The organism is Alcanivorax sp. DP30, from assembly GCF_009882945.1.
Taxonomy (GTDB): Bacteria; Pseudomonadota; Gammaproteobacteria; order Pseudomonadales; family Alcanivoracaceae; genus Alcanivorax.
Genome location: NZ_WTUY01000002.1, coordinates 2,927 through 17,840, shown reverse-complemented (window position 1 = coordinate 17,840; position 14,914 = coordinate 2,927). Strand labels below are relative to the sequence as shown.

12 protein-coding genes are annotated in these 14,914 nt (G+C 57.4%); 4 read left to right on the top strand and 8 right to left on the bottom strand.

What is annotated here, in order from left to right:
- Nucleotides 1–75 precede the first annotated feature (75 nt).
- The 5 genes from ung to GQF00_RS00640 all read right to left on the bottom strand — a co-directional run bounded on the left by ung (nucleotide 76) and on the right by GQF00_RS00640 (nucleotide 4,653).
- A complete protein-coding gene (ung, locus tag GQF00_RS00660) occupies nucleotides 76–759 on the bottom strand; it encodes a uracil-DNA glycosylase (RefSeq protein WP_161317049.1) in 684 nt (227 codons plus the stop codon).
- Entirely contained in the window at nucleotides 752–1,420 is a 669-nt protein-coding gene (locus tag GQF00_RS00655; RefSeq protein WP_161317047.1) for a TetR/AcrR family transcriptional regulator, read from the bottom strand. Before GQF00_RS00655 ends, ung begins: the two co-directional genes overlap by 8 nt.
- Before the next feature lie 88 nt (nucleotides 1,421–1,508).
- Nucleotides 1,509–3,002 (bottom strand): lysine--tRNA ligase, encoded by a 1,494-nt coding sequence (gene lysS / locus GQF00_RS00650; RefSeq protein WP_161317045.1) that lies wholly within the window; start codon nucleotides 3,000–3,002, stop codon nucleotides 1,509–1,511.
- Between the two features lie 138 nt (nucleotides 3,003–3,140).
- A protein-coding gene (gene prfB / locus GQF00_RS00645; protein WP_161317043.1) for a peptide chain release factor 2 occupies nucleotides 3,141–4,257 on the bottom strand; the annotation gives its coding sequence in 2 pieces (ribosomal slippage) (nucleotides 3,141–4,184 and nucleotides 4,186–4,257; 1,116 coding nt in all).
- Between the two features lie 111 nt (nucleotides 4,258–4,368).
- Nucleotides 4,369–4,653 carry a hypothetical protein gene (locus tag GQF00_RS00640; RefSeq protein ID WP_161317041.1) on the bottom strand — a complete coding sequence of 95 codons (285 nt, stop codon included), beginning with the start codon at nucleotides 4,651–4,653 and terminating at the stop codon, nucleotides 4,369–4,371.
- 561 nt (nucleotides 4,654–5,214) lie between these two features.
- Here GQF00_RS00640 and GQF00_RS00635 point away from each other — a divergent pair.
- Nucleotides 5,215–5,547, top strand: coding sequence for a hypothetical protein (locus GQF00_RS00635; protein ID WP_161317039.1), 333 nt, complete (start codon nucleotides 5,215–5,217; stop codon nucleotides 5,545–5,547).
- A gap of 449 nt (nucleotides 5,548–5,996) precedes the next feature.
- Here GQF00_RS00635 and recJ read toward each other — a convergent pair whose 3' ends face one another.
- Nucleotides 5,997–7,721 (bottom strand): single-stranded-DNA-specific exonuclease RecJ, encoded by a 1,725-nt coding sequence (gene recJ / locus GQF00_RS00630; RefSeq protein WP_161317037.1) that lies wholly within the window; start codon nucleotides 7,719–7,721, stop codon nucleotides 5,997–5,999.
- A gap of 641 nt (nucleotides 7,722–8,362) precedes the next feature.
- Here recJ and fadB point away from each other — a divergent pair.
- The 3 genes from fadB (at nucleotide 8,363) to GQF00_RS00615 (ending at nucleotide 12,494) form a co-directional block, all read left to right on the top strand.
- A complete protein-coding gene (gene fadB, locus GQF00_RS00625; RefSeq protein WP_161317034.1) occupies nucleotides 8,363–10,510 on the top strand; it encodes a fatty acid oxidation complex subunit alpha FadB in 2,148 nt (715 codons plus the stop codon).
- Nucleotides 10,511–10,536: 26 nt separating this feature from the next.
- Nucleotides 10,537–11,712 (top strand): acetyl-CoA C-acyltransferase FadA, encoded by a 1,176-nt coding sequence (fadA, locus tag GQF00_RS00620; protein ID WP_161317032.1) that lies wholly within the window; start codon nucleotides 10,537–10,539, stop codon nucleotides 11,710–11,712.
- A gap of 185 nt (nucleotides 11,713–11,897) precedes the next feature.
- Nucleotides 11,898–12,494 carry a hypothetical protein gene (locus GQF00_RS00615; protein ID WP_161317030.1) on the top strand — a complete coding sequence of 199 codons (597 nt, stop codon included), beginning with the start codon at nucleotides 11,898–11,900 and terminating at the stop codon, nucleotides 12,492–12,494.
- Nucleotides 12,495–12,568: 74 nt separating this feature from the next.
- Here the strand turns inward: GQF00_RS00615 and GQF00_RS00610 are convergent, their stop codons facing one another.
- Nucleotides 12,569–13,564, bottom strand: a complete 996-nt coding sequence (locus tag GQF00_RS00610) for an ATP-grasp fold amidoligase family protein (RefSeq protein ID WP_161317028.1) — start codon at nucleotides 13,562–13,564, stop codon at nucleotides 12,569–12,571.
- Nucleotides 13,565–13,836: 272 nt separating this feature from the next.
- Nucleotides 13,837–14,823 (bottom strand): transposase, encoded by a 987-nt coding sequence (locus tag GQF00_RS00605; protein ID WP_161317026.1) that lies wholly within the window; start codon nucleotides 14,821–14,823, stop codon nucleotides 13,837–13,839.
- Nucleotides 14,824–14,914: the final 91 nt, after the last annotated feature.

Genomic DNA, 14,914 nt, shown 5'->3' with positions numbered 1-14,914 from the left:
CCTACAGCGGCTTCGTAGAAATGCACAAACTCGGGAATTTATTGGTTTTGCCAATCCAGGCTTGTCGCTAACTGCTCACTCCGGCACCGACCAGTCGATTGGCTCTTTGCCCTGTTGCAACAGGTACTGATTCGCCCGGGAGAAGTGGCCACAACCGAGAAAACCGCGATGGGCAGACAACGGTGAGGGATGGGGTGCAGTCAGGACGCAATGACGCTCACGGTCTATCAGGCGCCCCTTCTTCTGGGCATGGCTCCCCCACAGCAAAAACACCAGGCCCTGGCGCTCGCGATCAAGGTGCTCAATGGCCTGGTCGGTAAAGGTTTCCCAGCCCTGCTTCTGATGCGAAGCCGCCTGCCCGGCCTCCACAGTCAGCACTGCGTTGAGAAGCAGAACCCCTTGCGCGGCCCAGTGGGTCAGATTGCCATGACCAGGAATCTCTAACCCCAGGTCCCGGTGAATTTCCTTGTAGATATTCACCAGCGACGGCGGGGTTTTGACGCCACGCTGGACGGAAAAGCACAAGCCATGGGCCTGATCAGGCCCGTGGTAAGGATCCTGGCCAAGAATGACCACCTTCACATTCTCAAAAGGGGTCAGATTGAAGGCATTGAAGATATCCGGCCCGGCGGGATACACGGTCTTGCCCGCCTGCTTTTCCGCACCCAGAAAGGCGCGCAGACGGGCCATGTAGTCCTTGTGAAACTCATCGCCAAGATGCTGCTGCCAGCCGGCTTCCAGAGGCTGGGGCTCAGCCATGGGGCAGCAGTTTCTCGATCAGGTTACACATGCGCGCGTTCACGAATTCTGCCGTCGCACGCTCAGGATGCACCAGCAGACGCTGCTCCATGGTCATGATCGTGGACAGGATCAATTCAGCGTCCATGCGGGGGCTGGAACTGCCGAACAGCTCAGTGGCGATATTCAGGCTCTCCAGCTGCTGACGCAGATACAGATCCGCCAGATCACGCAGCCGTTCGTCCAGCACCGCCTCCTGCAGGAAGGCCTGCTCTGCAACCAGATGACCACGACGTTGATGGAATTCATCCAGAATGAAGCCCGCCAGCATCTGCCCGATCAAGGTCACCATCCGCTCACGCTCTTTCGGATCCACCAGGGATTCGCGGGAAAACTGCGACAGCAGCGCGAAAGCTTTCTGCTTGAACGGCTCAATGACTTCGGTGAGGGCCCGTTCGGCAAAAAGGGTGAAGGTATCTGCGATCAGGTCGGAGATATCCTTGAAGTAATAGGTGGTGGCCGACAGCGGAACATCCGCTTCGCGAGCCACAGCCCGGTGGCGCACTGCGCGAATACCGTCTTTGACGATAATCGCCAGTGCCGCTTCCAGAATGGCCTGACGGCGTTGCTCGCTGCCCGCGCGGCGAGTCTTTCGACCTTGGTACTGAATTACATTTGTCATGGACACAACAAGCCTTTGTTATTCACAGGGTTCGTGTCACTCTCCCTCAGCCCGCACAGGCAGGGGCACAAACCGTGCCCCAAAAGGTTTAGCCACGCCCCTGAGGGCGCATGTGCGGAAAAAGAATCACATCCCGAATCGACGGGGAATCAGTGAACAGCATGACCAGACGGTCTATGCCAATGCCCTCACCCGCCGTCGGCGGCAGCCCATGTTCCAGAGCTGCCACGTAATCTTCGTCAAAGAACATGGCTTCATCGTCACCGGCATCCTTTTCGGCAACCTGATCACGGAATCGTTCCGCCTGATCTTCGGCATCGTTCAGCTCCGAGAAGCCATTGCCGATTTCGCGGCCGCCAATAAAGAACTCGAATCGCTCAGTGACAAACGGATTGTCGTCCATGCGACGCGCCAGCGGAGACACCTCAGTGGGATACTCGGTAATAAAGGTCGGATCCTTGAGACGGTGCTCCACCGTTTTCTCGAAAATCTCGATCTGTACCTTGCCCAGACCATAACTGTCCTTGAGCGGAATACCCAGCCCTTCTGCGATCTTGCGCGCACCGGCATCATCCGCCAGCGCCGCTGCATCCATATCAGGATTGAAGTGCAGAATAGACTCAACCACCGTCATACGCGCGAAAGGTTTGCCAAAATCATACACTTCGCCCTGATAATTCACGTCAGTGGTACCAAGAACATCTTGCGCCAGGGTGCGCAGCATGTCTTCGGTCAGGTTCATCAGATCCAGATAGTTACCGTAGGCCTGGTAAAATTCCAGCATGGTGAACTCAGGATTATGCCGCGTAGACAGCCCTTCGTTACGGAAATTGCGGTTGATCTCGAACACCTTCTCGAAACCACCGACCACTAGTCGCTTCAGGTACAATTCCGGCGCGATGCGCAGGTACATGTCCATATCCAGACTATTGTGGTGGGTGACAAAGGGGCGAGCGGTGGCACCACCGGGAATCACCTGCAACATCGGGGTCTCCGCTTCCACAAACCCTTTCTTCACCAGGTAATTGCGGATGCCGGCCACCACCTGGGCGCGAATCTGGAACGCCCGGCGGCTTTCCTCATTCACGATCAGGTCCACATAGCGCTGACGGTAACGCGCCTCTGTGTCGGTGAGGCCCTTGTGTTTTTCAGGCAACGGACGCAGTGACTTGGTGAGCAGCAAATACTCATCCATCATCACGTACAGGTCACCCTTGCCGGATTTGCACAGGGTCCCTTTCACACCAACGATGTCGCCCAGATCCCACAGCTTGGTGTCCTTCTGCACATCCTTGCTGGCATAAATCTGGATGCGACCAGACATGTCCTGAAGCACCTTGAACGCCTTACGGTCCAGCATCAGACGCCCTGCCACAGCCACCTGAATGCCTTTCTCTTCCAGCTCTTCCTTGCTCAGCTCGCCGTACTGCGCCTGCAGGTCGGCCGCCAGGGAATCACGACGGAAGTGATTGGGAAAGGCATTGCCGGACTCACGCAGCTCATTCAGCTTGGCGCGCCGCTCGGCAATGAGGCGGTTCTCGGATTCCTGCTGTTCGTTTGCGGTGTTCTGTTCGTCAGCCATGTACTTACCTTACAAGGGTCGAACGCCGGACGTCAGACGTCGGACGCAATAAAACAATGCCTGGTCAGCCGTCTGATGTCAGAGGCCTGACATTTTGGGGTGGCGTCCGACGTCAGACCTCCGACGTCAGACCCGTCATTACAATCCCGCTTTCAGGGACGCTTCAATAAAGGGATCCAGCGCGCCATCAAGCACCGCCTGGGTGTTGCGGTTCTCGACGCCTGTGCGCAGATCCTTGATGCGGGCATCATCCAGCACATAAGAACGGATCTGGCTGCCCCAGCCAATGTCCGCCTTGCTGTTTTCCAGAGCCTGCTTCTCGGCATTGCGGCGCTGCATTTCCAGCTCATAGACCTTGGCCTGCATCATCTTCATGGCCTTGTCCTTGTTCTGGTGCTGGCTCCGCTCGCTCTGGCACTGGGTTACCACCGTGTGCTCGGTGCCGCCCTCGTCCTTGAAGGTATAGGTCAGACGTACCGCCGAATCGGTCCGGTTAACGTGCTGACCACCGGCGCCGGATGCGCGGTAGGTATCCACCCGCATGTTGCCCATATCGATCTCGATGTCGATATCGTCATTCACTTCCGGGGATACAAATACGGAGCTGAAGGACGTATGGCGGCGACCGCCGGAATCGAACGGGCTCTTGCGCACCAGACGGTGCACACCGGTCTCGGTGCGCAGCCAGCCGTAGGCATAATCCCCTTCAAAACGAATGGTAGCGGATTTGATACCCGCCACATCACCGGCAGAGGCCTCCACCAGCTCGGTCTTGAAACCGTGGGCCTCCCCCCAGCGCAGGTACATGCGCAGCAGCATCTCGCCCCAGTCCTGGGCCTCAGTGCCACCGGAACCGGCCTGGATGTCCAGATAGGCGTTACAGGGGTCCATCTGACCGGAGAACATGCGACGGAACTCCAGATCGGCAACCAGCTTTTCCAGCCGTTCCAGCTCGCTTTCCACTTCTGGCAGGCTGTCCTCGTCGCCTTCCTCGACAACCAGCTCCAGCAGATCCTTGGCGTCGGCAATGCCCTGGGTGGAATCGTCGATGGTCTTCACCACCCCTTCCAGCTGGGCGCGCTCCTTGCCCAGACCCTGGGCATAATCAGGGTCGTTCCAGACATCCGGGCTTTCCAGCTCGCGGGAAACCTCGGTCAGTCGCTCATGCTTGGTAGCATAGTCAAAGATACCCCCTAAGCGCTTCCACACGCTCAGAGAGTTCAGAAAGATGGGTGCGCAGCGGATTGACTTCCATTACGTCTCACTTCAGATCGTCAAATGATCGGGCCTTGCAGGCCTGCCGGAGCAGGCCCGGGGAAACGGCGCAGTTTAGCGGTTTGCGACGCCGCTGACGAGAGGTGGACAGTCAGTTCTTGAGTTCGTAGACGTGGTAGGCATGGGCTTTCATGTGGTCAATGGTGGTGCCCAGATAGCTGGCGTTGTCCGGGATGCCAGAGCCCGTGGTGAATACCTTGAAGGTACGCACTTCCTTGGGGGTGTCGATCACGGTATCCGCGTCCACTTCCACCCACATGCAGATGGCCGCATCCTGCAGGATATAATCTACTTTCAGCACCTTGCCCTCTTCTGGCAGGCGAATCTCCTGCACATCGGTAGACACATTGAGGCGGTGCTTGTGTATGGTTTTCATCGGATCCCCTCCGTTAAGGACACAACTGCGGCAGACGATAGCCCGCCACAGAGTCAATGCGGGTGAAGCCTTGTGGGCTACACATCAAAGAAACGGCGACCTGCGCTCCCCCTTTGTGTAAGTTGGAGTGCGGAGGCAGAGCGCAATCCTAGCAAAAACCCCGCCGCTGAACAGCCATTGTCGACAATTTTGCTGGAAGCCCCCCACAGACAGGCTTTCCTTTAACCGGGATTCCGCCCGCCCAGCCTCGCTCATCCCCCCTCCCCGGCATTTCCGTGCTGATCCCGGGAGGCGGATGACGCTCAGACACCCCCGCTATTCAGTGATTTTCCACCTACGAAAAGCCTGCAGGATCAGCCGAAATCCCTACCCAACAACAGCACGAAACGTTGATATTGCAGTGCCACTATTTGTGAGATGCTCGAAAGTCGATGGAACGTAATAAAACACTACACAGACGTTACAGCTTCACTGCCAATCCACAACAGGATCGTTTCGGCTAGCGCAGTAAGGTGAATCAAGAACGACTGTTTAGTGACAATAACAAGGGAAGGACTAATCATGTCAGCACTTAAAATGCATCTCTGCGGTGCCGCACTGGCTGGCGCCCTGCTCCTCACCGGCCAGGCTAACGCAGCAGACCAGCAAGCCACCGTGATCCTCAGCCAGAGCTGTGAATACATGCTGCTCAATTCGAGTAATGGCATGGTGCTGGTCAAGCAACTGGATGGCATCAGCCCGCAAGCCGGCGACACCCTGAAAGGGAACTTCACCCCCGGCGATTTCAGCAACCTGCAAAACACCCGCAACCAGGACTCCATGCAGGTGTGGGTTGATCTGGTCGATCCGCACAGCAGCAAGGCCCTGAGTCAGTACGGCCGCTACTGCGCCTGATCCCTTCACATCCCCCAGGTTCTCTCCACCCGCTCCCGGCGTCCGCGCCGGGGCGCGGCAGGCATCGTGATGACGTAACATGCTTGACGCTTTCCGCAACACGCCCCCGTCGTCGCCCTGATCGCCTCGCGTAAATCAATCGCAGAGTTTCGAATAACAAGGAAACCAGTTACGAAAGGCAGAACCTCGCGCTGCGCTCCTCGAAATCGACCCCATTCTCTTGCAGGCATACCATGAAGGGCACAGAGCGCGCCTACGGTACAAGCCCACTGTAGGAGCGCCTCTCGAGGCGCGAACCAAGCGAAGCCAGACAACCGAAGTGAGGCGTTGAAAGCAGTAACGAGTGACGAGAAGCGGGTTTCGAAAAGCAAAACCGGAGAGCTTGATGGTGGGTTTTCGAAACTCGTCCCTCGCTTCCAATGCCCTGCCCACCGCGCAAGTATAGGGGCTTACACCGGTATCAAATGCTCAAACAGCAACTGCGGATTGCGCTGCCCGCGGAACTCGTTCACCTCCAGCCGATACACCCCGCGCACCCGGCGGATCTTGCCCGGCAATGCCTCCACCGGCACATTGAAATGAATGGCATCGATCACACCACTGATGCCAGGCAGACCCAATGTCAGCTTGAGGTGCCGCTCACCGACAATCTTGTGCTGCAGCACCTCAAATTCACCATCGAAACACGGTGCCGGGAAGCCCTGCCCCCAGGGGAAGCGGTGGCTGAGCAGCTCCGCATTGCCCAGGGTCAAATCCTGATCAGATAGCTCGCCGTCGGTTTCCACCCGCCGCTCCAGCGCCTTGGGTGACAGCATCTCCGCCACCACGGCCTCGAACGCCACCTTGAAGCGATCCAGCTGGTCCAGATCCAGCGACAATCCAGCTGCCATGGCATGGCCGCCAAATTTGCTCAGCAGGCCGGGATTGCGGGTAGCCACCGCATCCAGCGCATCACGCAGATGCAGGCCGGGGATGGAGCGGCCTGAGCCTTTCAGCGTGCCCGGCTGCTGGGCCGGGGCAAAGGCAATCACCGGGCGGTGAATGGCTTCCTTGACCCGCGAGGCCAGAATCCCCACCACCCCTTCATGCCATTTATCGCCATACAGACACAGCCCTGCCGGCAGATTGTCCGCATTCAGCCGGTTTACTTCTTCCATGGCTGCATCGCGCATGCCCTGCTCAATGGAGCGGCGCTCGCGGTTGATGGTGTCCAGCTCCTGTGCCATCTCCATCGCCTCGGCATCGGTCTCGGCAAGCAAACAGGCAATGCCATGGGTCATGTCGGAAAGACGGCCTGCTGCATTCAGGCGTGGCCCGGCCGCAAAGCCCATGTCTGCCGCCAGCACCCGACCGGGATCGCGCCCGGCCACCCGCAGCAACGCGCGGATTCCCGGGCAGCCCTTGCCGGCACGAATGCGCCGCAGGCCCTGCTCCACCAGCACCCGGTTGGCGTCATCCAGCACCACCACATCCGCCACGGTGCCCAGCGCCACAAGATCCAGCAGATCGGTGATCGGCTGGGTGGGCTGAAACCCTTCGGCGCGCAACACGCGCTGCAAATCCATCAATAAATAGAAAGCGACCCCCACCCCGGCCAGATTCGCCGCCGGAAAATCTTCGCAGCCAGGCAGGCGTGGATTGACCAGCGCGTCTGCCTCCGGAAGCGTATCGCCGGGCAAGTGGTGATCGGTAATCAACACGCGAATACCCCGGGCGCGAGCGGCAGCCACCCCGTCCACGCTGGCGATACCGTTATCCACGGTAATGATCAGGTCCGGCTGGAATTGCTGCTCGGCCAGTTCCACGATGGGCGGCGACAGGCCATAGCCGTATTCAAAACGGTCTGGCACCAGAAAGTCCGGGCGCGCAAAGCCCAGCAGCTCCAGCCCACGCACCATCAAGGTGGTGGCGGTGGCACCATCGGCGTCGTAATCGCCAACGATGCAAATGCGCCAGCCCTGCTGACGGGCCTCCATCAGCAGCGCCACCGCCCCGGCCAGCCCGGTAAACCCCTGCGGGTGAGGCAGCCGTTTCAACGCCAGCTCCAGCTGCGCCGGATCGTCCACCCCCCGGCCAGCCAGAATCCGTGCCAGCAAAGGCGGCACATCCGGCCAGTCCGGTGTGAACTGCGGGCGACGGGTGATGGTGGGCAAACTGAGCTTTTCGATGGACATCAAACAACCTGAAGCAACGCCACTGTAGGAACCTGGCTGCAGGCGAAGAAGACAAGAAGCGAGTCACTAGGCAAGAGTGACGAAAACCTGGCTCAAGCGGGTTCAGGTTTTGCTGTTCGAAACTACTGTCTTTCCACTCGTCGCTCAGGCATTCGCTTGCAGGCAAGCTCCTACGGCAGCAGGAATGAGATGCCGGGCAGTGTACCTTAAATACGACGCCTCACGCTGCACGCAACCCGCAACAGATCCACTCACCAGCCGGCAACATTGCGGACACGGTGTATCCCTCCACTTCCTTTTGAAGACAGCGCCATAAAGGCGCATCCTTGGTGCGGTTGCGGTGGCGCCACACGGCCCACCCCGATCCATCGCAGGATGCGACCCGGAATCACAGGGAGTCGGTGATGATTTTTTCACCAGGCAAACCGCTACGACCAATTAGTCACAAATTAGGGCTAAAAAAGTCATCCACCTTCCCTATACTTGCGGGCCTACAAGTTCGTTGATTTATGTAAGCAAACACTCACATGAATCGCGCCGCCTCCCCCAATTTGGGGGCCCCTTTCGGTAAAGAGGGGGTAAACAGGCACTACCAAAGCGGCCACGTTAGCCGCGTACTTTGGGACTGGAGAGCAAACGCTATGATCTATCAAGGCAACGCCGTAAGCGTACAACTGCTTGACGACGGCATCGCCGAACTGAAGTTCGATCTTCAGGGCGAGTCCGTCAACAAGTTCAACCAGGAAACCGTGGAAGATCTCGGTAAGGCCGTCGAAGCCATTCAGGGCAACAACGACATCAAGGGCCTGATCGTGACCTCCGGCAAAGGGGTTTTCATCGTTGGCGCCGACATCACCGAATTCACCGACATGTTCAAGCTGCCGGAAGACGAAATCGCAGCCTGGTGTCTGAAATCCAATCAGGTCTTCAACGCCTTTGAAGATCTGGACATTCCCAAAGTGATCGCCGTCAACGGCATCGCCCTGGGTGGTGGTCTGGAAATGTGTCTGGCTGGCGACTTCCGCGTCCTCAGCGAGAAGGCTCAGGTAGGTCTGCCGGAAGTGAAGCTGGGTCTGTACCCGGGCTTCGGCGGCACCGTGCGTCTGCCCCGTGTCATCGGTGTGGACAACGCCGTTGAGTGGATCGCCGCTGGTGGCCAGCACCGCGCCGACAAGGCCCTGAAAGTGGGTGTTGCCGATGCCGTGGTTGCCCACGACAAGCTGAACGAATCCGCCATCAACCTGGTCAAGCAGTGCCTGGACGGCAAGCTCGACTTCCGCGCCAAGCGTCAGGAAAAGCTCGAGCCCCTGAAGCTGCCGCCCATGGAAAACATGATGGCCTTCCAGACCTGCATGGCCATGGTCATGGGTCAGGCTGGCAAGAACTACCCCGCCCCGGTGGCCGCGGTTAAAGCCATGCAGGCTCACGCTGGCATGACCCGCGACAAAGCGCTGGAAGTGGAAGCCAAAGGCTTCGCCAAGATCGCCAAGACCCCGCAAGCCACCGCCATGGTCGGCCTGTTCCTGGCAGACCAGCAGGTGAAGAAGGTCAACGGCAAAACTGCCAAGGCCTCCAAGGAAATCAATCAGGCTGCGGTACTGGGCGCCGGCATCATGGGTGGCGGTATCGCCTTCCAGTCTGCCCTCAAAGGCACCCCGATCATCATGAAGGACATCGCCGACAAGGCGCTGGACCTGGGCATGAACGAAGCCTCCAAGCTGCTCGCCAAGCGCGTCAGCAAAGGCAAGATGGATGCCGCCAAGATGGGTAAAGTCCTGTCCGCCATCCGTCCGACCCTGAACTACGGTGATTTCGACAACGTCAACGTGATCGTTGAAGCCGTTGTAGAAAACCAGAAGATCAAGCAGTCCGTACTGGCCGAGACCGAAGGCAAAGTGAAGGAAGGCACCGTTCTGGCGTCCAACACCTCCACCATCTCCATCACCAAGCTGGCCGAAGCCCTGGACCGTCCGCAGGACTTCGCTGGCATGCACTTCTTCAACCCGGTACACATGATGCCGCTGGTGGAAGTGATCCGTGGTGAGAAGACCTCCGACGAAACCGTAGCGACCCTGGTGGCCTACGCCCAGAAAATGGGCAAGAACCCCATCGTCGTTAACGACTGCCCCGGATTCCTGGTTAACCGCGTTCTGTTCCCGTACTTCGGCGGCTTCGGCATGCTGATGCGTGACGGCGCTGACTTCCAGGCCGTGGACAAGGTCATGCAGAAGTTCGGCTGGCCCATGGGCCCGGCTTACCTGATGGACGTGGTTGGCATCGACACCGGTGTTCACGCTGCTGCCGTCATGGCCGAAGGCTTCCCCGAGCGTATGCAGTACGACTTCAAGGACGTCTCCACCGTGATGTTCGAAAACGAGCGTTATGGCCAGAAGAACGGCGTGGGTTTCTACAAGTACGAGCTGGACAAGAAAGGCAAGACCAAGAAGGTTGTCGACGAGACCACCTACGAGCTGATCAAGCCGCACGTCGCCGAAACCAAAGAGTTCGATGCCGACGAAATCATCGCTCGCATGATGATTCCGATGTGCACCGAAACCGTTCGCTGTCTGGAAGACAACATCGTTGGTTCCGCTGCCGAGGCCGACATGGCCATGATCTACGGCATCGGCTTCCCTCCCTTCCGTGGTGGCCCGCTGCGCTACATCGACAGCATCGGCGTACAAGCCTTTGTTGAGCTGTGCGACAAGTACGCGCACCTGGGTGGCATCTACGAAGCACCGCAGATGCTCAAAGACATGGCCGCCAAGGGCGAGTCTTTCTTCGCCTAAGCCACGGACTGAAAGGAGTTAGAGAAATGAGTTTGAATCCTAATGACGTAGTAATCGTCGACGCGGTCCGTACTCCCATGGGCAAGAGCCGTAATGGCCAGTTCCGTCACGTGCGTGCCGAAAAACTGTCTGCCCTGCTGATCGAAGCGCTCATGGAGCGTAACCCCAGCTGGGACATCCAGCAGACCGAAGACGTGATCTGGGGCTGTGTAAACCAGACCAAAGAACAGGGCATGAACATCGCCCGTAACATCGCCATGCTGGCCGGCCTGCCGCGCACCAGCGCCGCGCAAACCGTGAACCGTCTGTGTGGTTCTTCCATGCAGGCCCTGCACTCCGCTGCCCAGGCCATCCAGACCGGCAACGGCGACGTGTTCGTCATCGGTGGTGTGGAGCACATGGGGCACGTGGCCATGGATCACGGTGTAGACATCAACCCGGAGATCTCCAAGGTTACCGCCAAGGCCTCCAACATGATGGGCCTGACCGCGGAAATGCTCGGCAAGATGCACGGCATCACCCGTGAGCAGCAGGACGAGTTCGGTGTGCGTTCCCACCGCCTGGCCTGGGAAGCCACCCAGGAAGGTCGCTGGAAGAACGAGATCGTTCCCATCGAAGGTCACGATCAGGAAGGCAACAAGGTCCTGTGTGAAATCGACGAAGTGATCCGTCCCGGTGCCACCCTGGCCGACATGCAGAAACTGCGTCCGGTGTTCGATCCGGCCAACGGCACTGTCACTGCCGGTACCGCCTCTGCCCTGTCTGATGGTGCGTCCGCCATGCTGGTCATGAGCGCCGCCAAGGCCGAAGAAATGGGCCTCAAGCCCCGCGCGCGGATCGTTTCCATGGCCGTAGCCGGCTGCGACGCTGCAATCATGGGTTACGGTCCCGTACCGGCCACCCAGAAGGCACTGGCACGTGCAGGCCTTACCATCGACGACATCGACTACGTGGAGCTGAACGAAGCGTTCGCCGCCCAGTCCCTGCCCGTCATGAAGGACCTGAAGCTGCTGGACGTGGCCGACCAGAAAGTGAACCTGAACGGCGGCGCCATCGCCCTGGGTCACCCGCTGGGCTGCTCCGGTTCGCGTATCACCGGCACCCTGCTGAACGTACTGGAATGGAAAGGCGGCAAGTACGGCCTGGCCACCATGTGTATCGGTCTGGGTCAGGGCATCGCTACCGTCATTGAGCGCGTGTAAGCGAACGTGTATAACGCCTGACACCGCAGCCTGACGCCGGACTTGATCCGGCGCTCAGGCCGGCTGCCAATTTCCGGCCCTGCCTCACAAGGGCGGTACCGGGAACAAAAAACCCCGGCTTACCCGCCGGGGTTTTTCTTTTTGGGGGTGTGTAGAATAGGTAAAAAAACCACCATCGCCACCGCATGAAATACGTAATCACAGCCCTCTTTACCGCCCTTCTCGCGCTACCGGCATTCGCCGGAGAGATTGACCTTTCCCAAACGGAAAAGGATATCCAGTTAATACGGACAAACCTGCAGCCGAGTGCAAGCAACCGCACTCTGAGTAGCGTTGACATACTGATGCGTAAAACAGTGGAAGATTTGGGCTGGGTACTCTCACAGGGCGGGCCCGATCACAGCACAAAAGAAGAGGCCCAAGCCCTTTGGGATAAGCTTGCAACGATATTAAACAACGCAAACACCGAGGTTAAAAAAGTCCCTTCAGATGATGATCAGCAGGCCGTGATCCGTGCTCAGATAGACAAAAAGGCGATGGCGTTAAACTATTTCTACCAGAATGAGCTCCGGTCAAACCCGATGCTGGGCGGCAGGATTGTCGTGAAGCTGAAATTCCAGCCAACGGGCTATCTTGAAGATATTGAAATCAAATCAGCCGATGAAGGTCTGGAAAGATTGGCAATCAGGATATTGCCCTTACTCAGAACGGTCAGAATCAAACCGCACGAAGCGCCACAAACAATCGAATACAAGTTAAATTTTTTCCCGAACAAGCCGTAAACCCTGCTCGTGCTTAATACAAGCAGGCTTCCCCACGGGCTAAACCTGTAAGGGAAAGCCTTGCCTTGAAGATCTCAGTTCTCGGTCATACTGTTCGGGGCAATCTCCCGGAATGAAGACGCCGCCAGGTACTGTTTCAGGGCCGACGCATATAGTCGCTTAAAGCCAGGCCGGTGCTGGTGACTCAGAAAAAAAGTGTTCCGGATATCCCACGCCTGCGAAAAACGTGATTCAGGATCGTTCGCAGCAGGCAGGTACACATAGCCAGCCTCGTTATAAACCGTTAACTCTCCCAGCCACAATGCTTCACCATCAAAAATAAAATCCACTCGGAGCTGATCGAACTCAGCGCCAAGCTGTTTGGCCAAAGCAACAGCTTCTTCCACTTTGTTCGGCAATGCCTGTCCTGGATTAGGGGGGCCGACACGCCCCTGTTCTGTGCTGAGCTTCATGGTGCCATCGGCTGCAACATTCCAACAATTTGCCCACTTCCTGCTAAAACGATCGCCGATGTGATGCAAGCGGACAACATCTGAACCATGGGTAAAAACCTTTATCTCCTCCAGCTCACCAGACTGCGGAGTAATCTCATCCTCAATAAAAATTTTTCGTTCTACACGTGAATACGCCCACTCGCGATGCGCCTTTCCGTGATCGTAGGCCAACCAGCTCTGTATCGTAGACTCGATTTTTTCGTCGGAAAAACGGTTATCCCTGAGGAAAAGATTCGTCTCGCTGCCATGATTGGCCTTCATAAGTGCAGCCCCTTTCAGCAAGCCCCGGGGAATGGATTCAGCGGAATCTCCAACCCACCGCACCGATGCCATTTTCAGACGCTCTGGCACTCTTGCCTCTACCCACTCCTTACAAGCCAACTTATCGGAAAGGATGACAAAACGTGGGTCATGATCGAAAAGTTTCCTCCAGAGAAACTTGTCATTCACCGTTTGAGGACAAAACATGTTAGGCAAGAAGCCAGTCCGGCGAATAAAGTACAGCACCATTTTGGGATGTCTACTCCACAAAAAACACTCCAGCACTGCCTTGATCAGGCGCAATCTCAATGCCACAGGTTATTTTCTCCAACGCATGAAAGAGAGGCATAGGGGCATGCACACCACTGGTTTTCACCATCTGTCGGCAACAGCAGAGTGAGAAAAATCGCCCAGAGTTCTTTCCTCTTGTCCTGAATTCACCACAGCCATCTCGCCCAGGCTGCTTTGTACTGGTTATCAGTTCCAAGTGTACATAGATCACAAACGCAAATAAATGATCAAAAATCAACCAACCATAGACAAACTGCTTTCCAAGTAGGGACACCCATAAATTTATTTCCCCAGCTTTATCCAAGAGCCCAGGACGAATACTGCCCGGCAATCCAACGCCGCCCCGTCGCCTCCGCAAAGGCCTTCACCTTCACTATCGGTCCCACCGCCAGCGGCGTTCTCCGCTTCCGGGGCCCCATGTGCTTCACCCAGGCACGCGCATCAATACCCATGCGCTCAAGAATATTCGCCGCAGCGCTATCGATGGCCCCACGTTTGTCTTCACGCATGACCCTGCCAGTGGCATCGACCAACACCAGATAATCCATCAAACGCATAGGGCATACAGTGGCGTCGTCATCCGTTTCGATATGTTCTGCATCCACCATGGGTAACAGCACCGGGAGCTTGTCAGTGGATGGCAGATTCAGGACAGCGCGGCTTCGCTGCTGGAGAGAGGTGAAATCGGAAGCTTCGGGTGTCGCAGCCATGCCGGCACGAACAGGGTTAAGATCCACATATGCCATACAGCCCAGCACGGCTTTCTCGTCCAGCAGCGCCTGGCTTTTGTAGCGACCTTCCCAGAAGCGGCCCTTGCAGCCGTCTTCTTCGTTGGCTCGCCGGGCCAGATGTTCGTTCAGACAGCGCATGAACCAGCCAAGGTCATATAACCGACAGCGCCATTGCTCCACGATTTCCAGGGCTTTCAAGGTTTCGGCTTCACAGGTCTCGTCCCTTAGCCATCGCTTCACCAGCGGCGGCCCAGAAAATAGCCGCATCCACTGTACCGCCACCTCCCGACAAGACCAGCCCTGCGCCCTGCCCTGATCTACCCTCAACACCACATGGTAGTGATTGGACATCACTGCATAGGCGCACAGATCAATCGCAAACACCTCAACCAGCGTCGCCAGGCGCTCCACCACCCATTGCCTGCGATGCTCATAATCCTGACCAGAATAATGATCCCGACCGCACAAGAAAGCCCTGCGCACACAACGGCAAATACAGTGGTAATACGGCGTTTCCTCAAGGGAAACCTGCTGATAACGCGCTCGTGTCATGGTCGCCTCCATGCTGATCCATGACTCAAAAAATACTGTCCTTATGGGCAGATTTCCATCAGCGAACACCGATTAGATCTGTAGGAAATCT

What these genes read in the sequence shown, in the direction of transcription:
- ung (WP_161317049.1), bottom strand. Translation starts at nt 759, where the DNA reads ATGGCTGAGCCCCAGCCTCTGGAAGCCGGCTGGCAGCAGCATCTTGGC.
- GQF00_RS00655 (WP_161317047.1), bottom strand. Translation starts at nt 1,420, where the DNA reads ATGACAAATGTAATTCAGTACCAAGGTCGAAAGACTCGCCGCGCGGGC.
- lysS (WP_161317045.1), bottom strand. Translation starts at nt 3,002, where the DNA reads ATGGCTGACGAACAGAACACCGCAAACGAACAGCAGGAATCCGAGAAC.
- GQF00_RS00640 (WP_161317041.1), bottom strand. Translation starts at nt 4,653, where the DNA reads ATGAAAACCATACACAAGCACCGCCTCAATGTGTCTACCGATGTGCAG.
- GQF00_RS00635 (WP_161317039.1), top strand. Translation starts at nt 5,215, where the DNA reads ATGTCAGCACTTAAAATGCATCTCTGCGGTGCCGCACTGGCTGGCGCC.
- recJ (WP_161317037.1), bottom strand. Translation starts at nt 7,721, where the DNA reads ATGTCCATCGAAAAGCTCAGTTTGCCCACCATCACCCGTCGCCCGCAG.
- fadB (WP_161317034.1), top strand. Translation starts at nt 8,363, where the DNA reads ATGATCTATCAAGGCAACGCCGTAAGCGTACAACTGCTTGACGACGGC.
- fadA (WP_161317032.1), top strand. Translation starts at nt 10,537, where the DNA reads ATGAGTTTGAATCCTAATGACGTAGTAATCGTCGACGCGGTCCGTACT.
- GQF00_RS00615 (WP_161317030.1), top strand. Translation starts at nt 11,898, where the DNA reads ATGAAATACGTAATCACAGCCCTCTTTACCGCCCTTCTCGCGCTACCG.
- GQF00_RS00605 (WP_161317026.1), bottom strand. Translation starts at nt 14,823, where the DNA reads ATGACACGAGCGCGTTATCAGCAGGTTTCCCTTGAGGAAACGCCGTAT.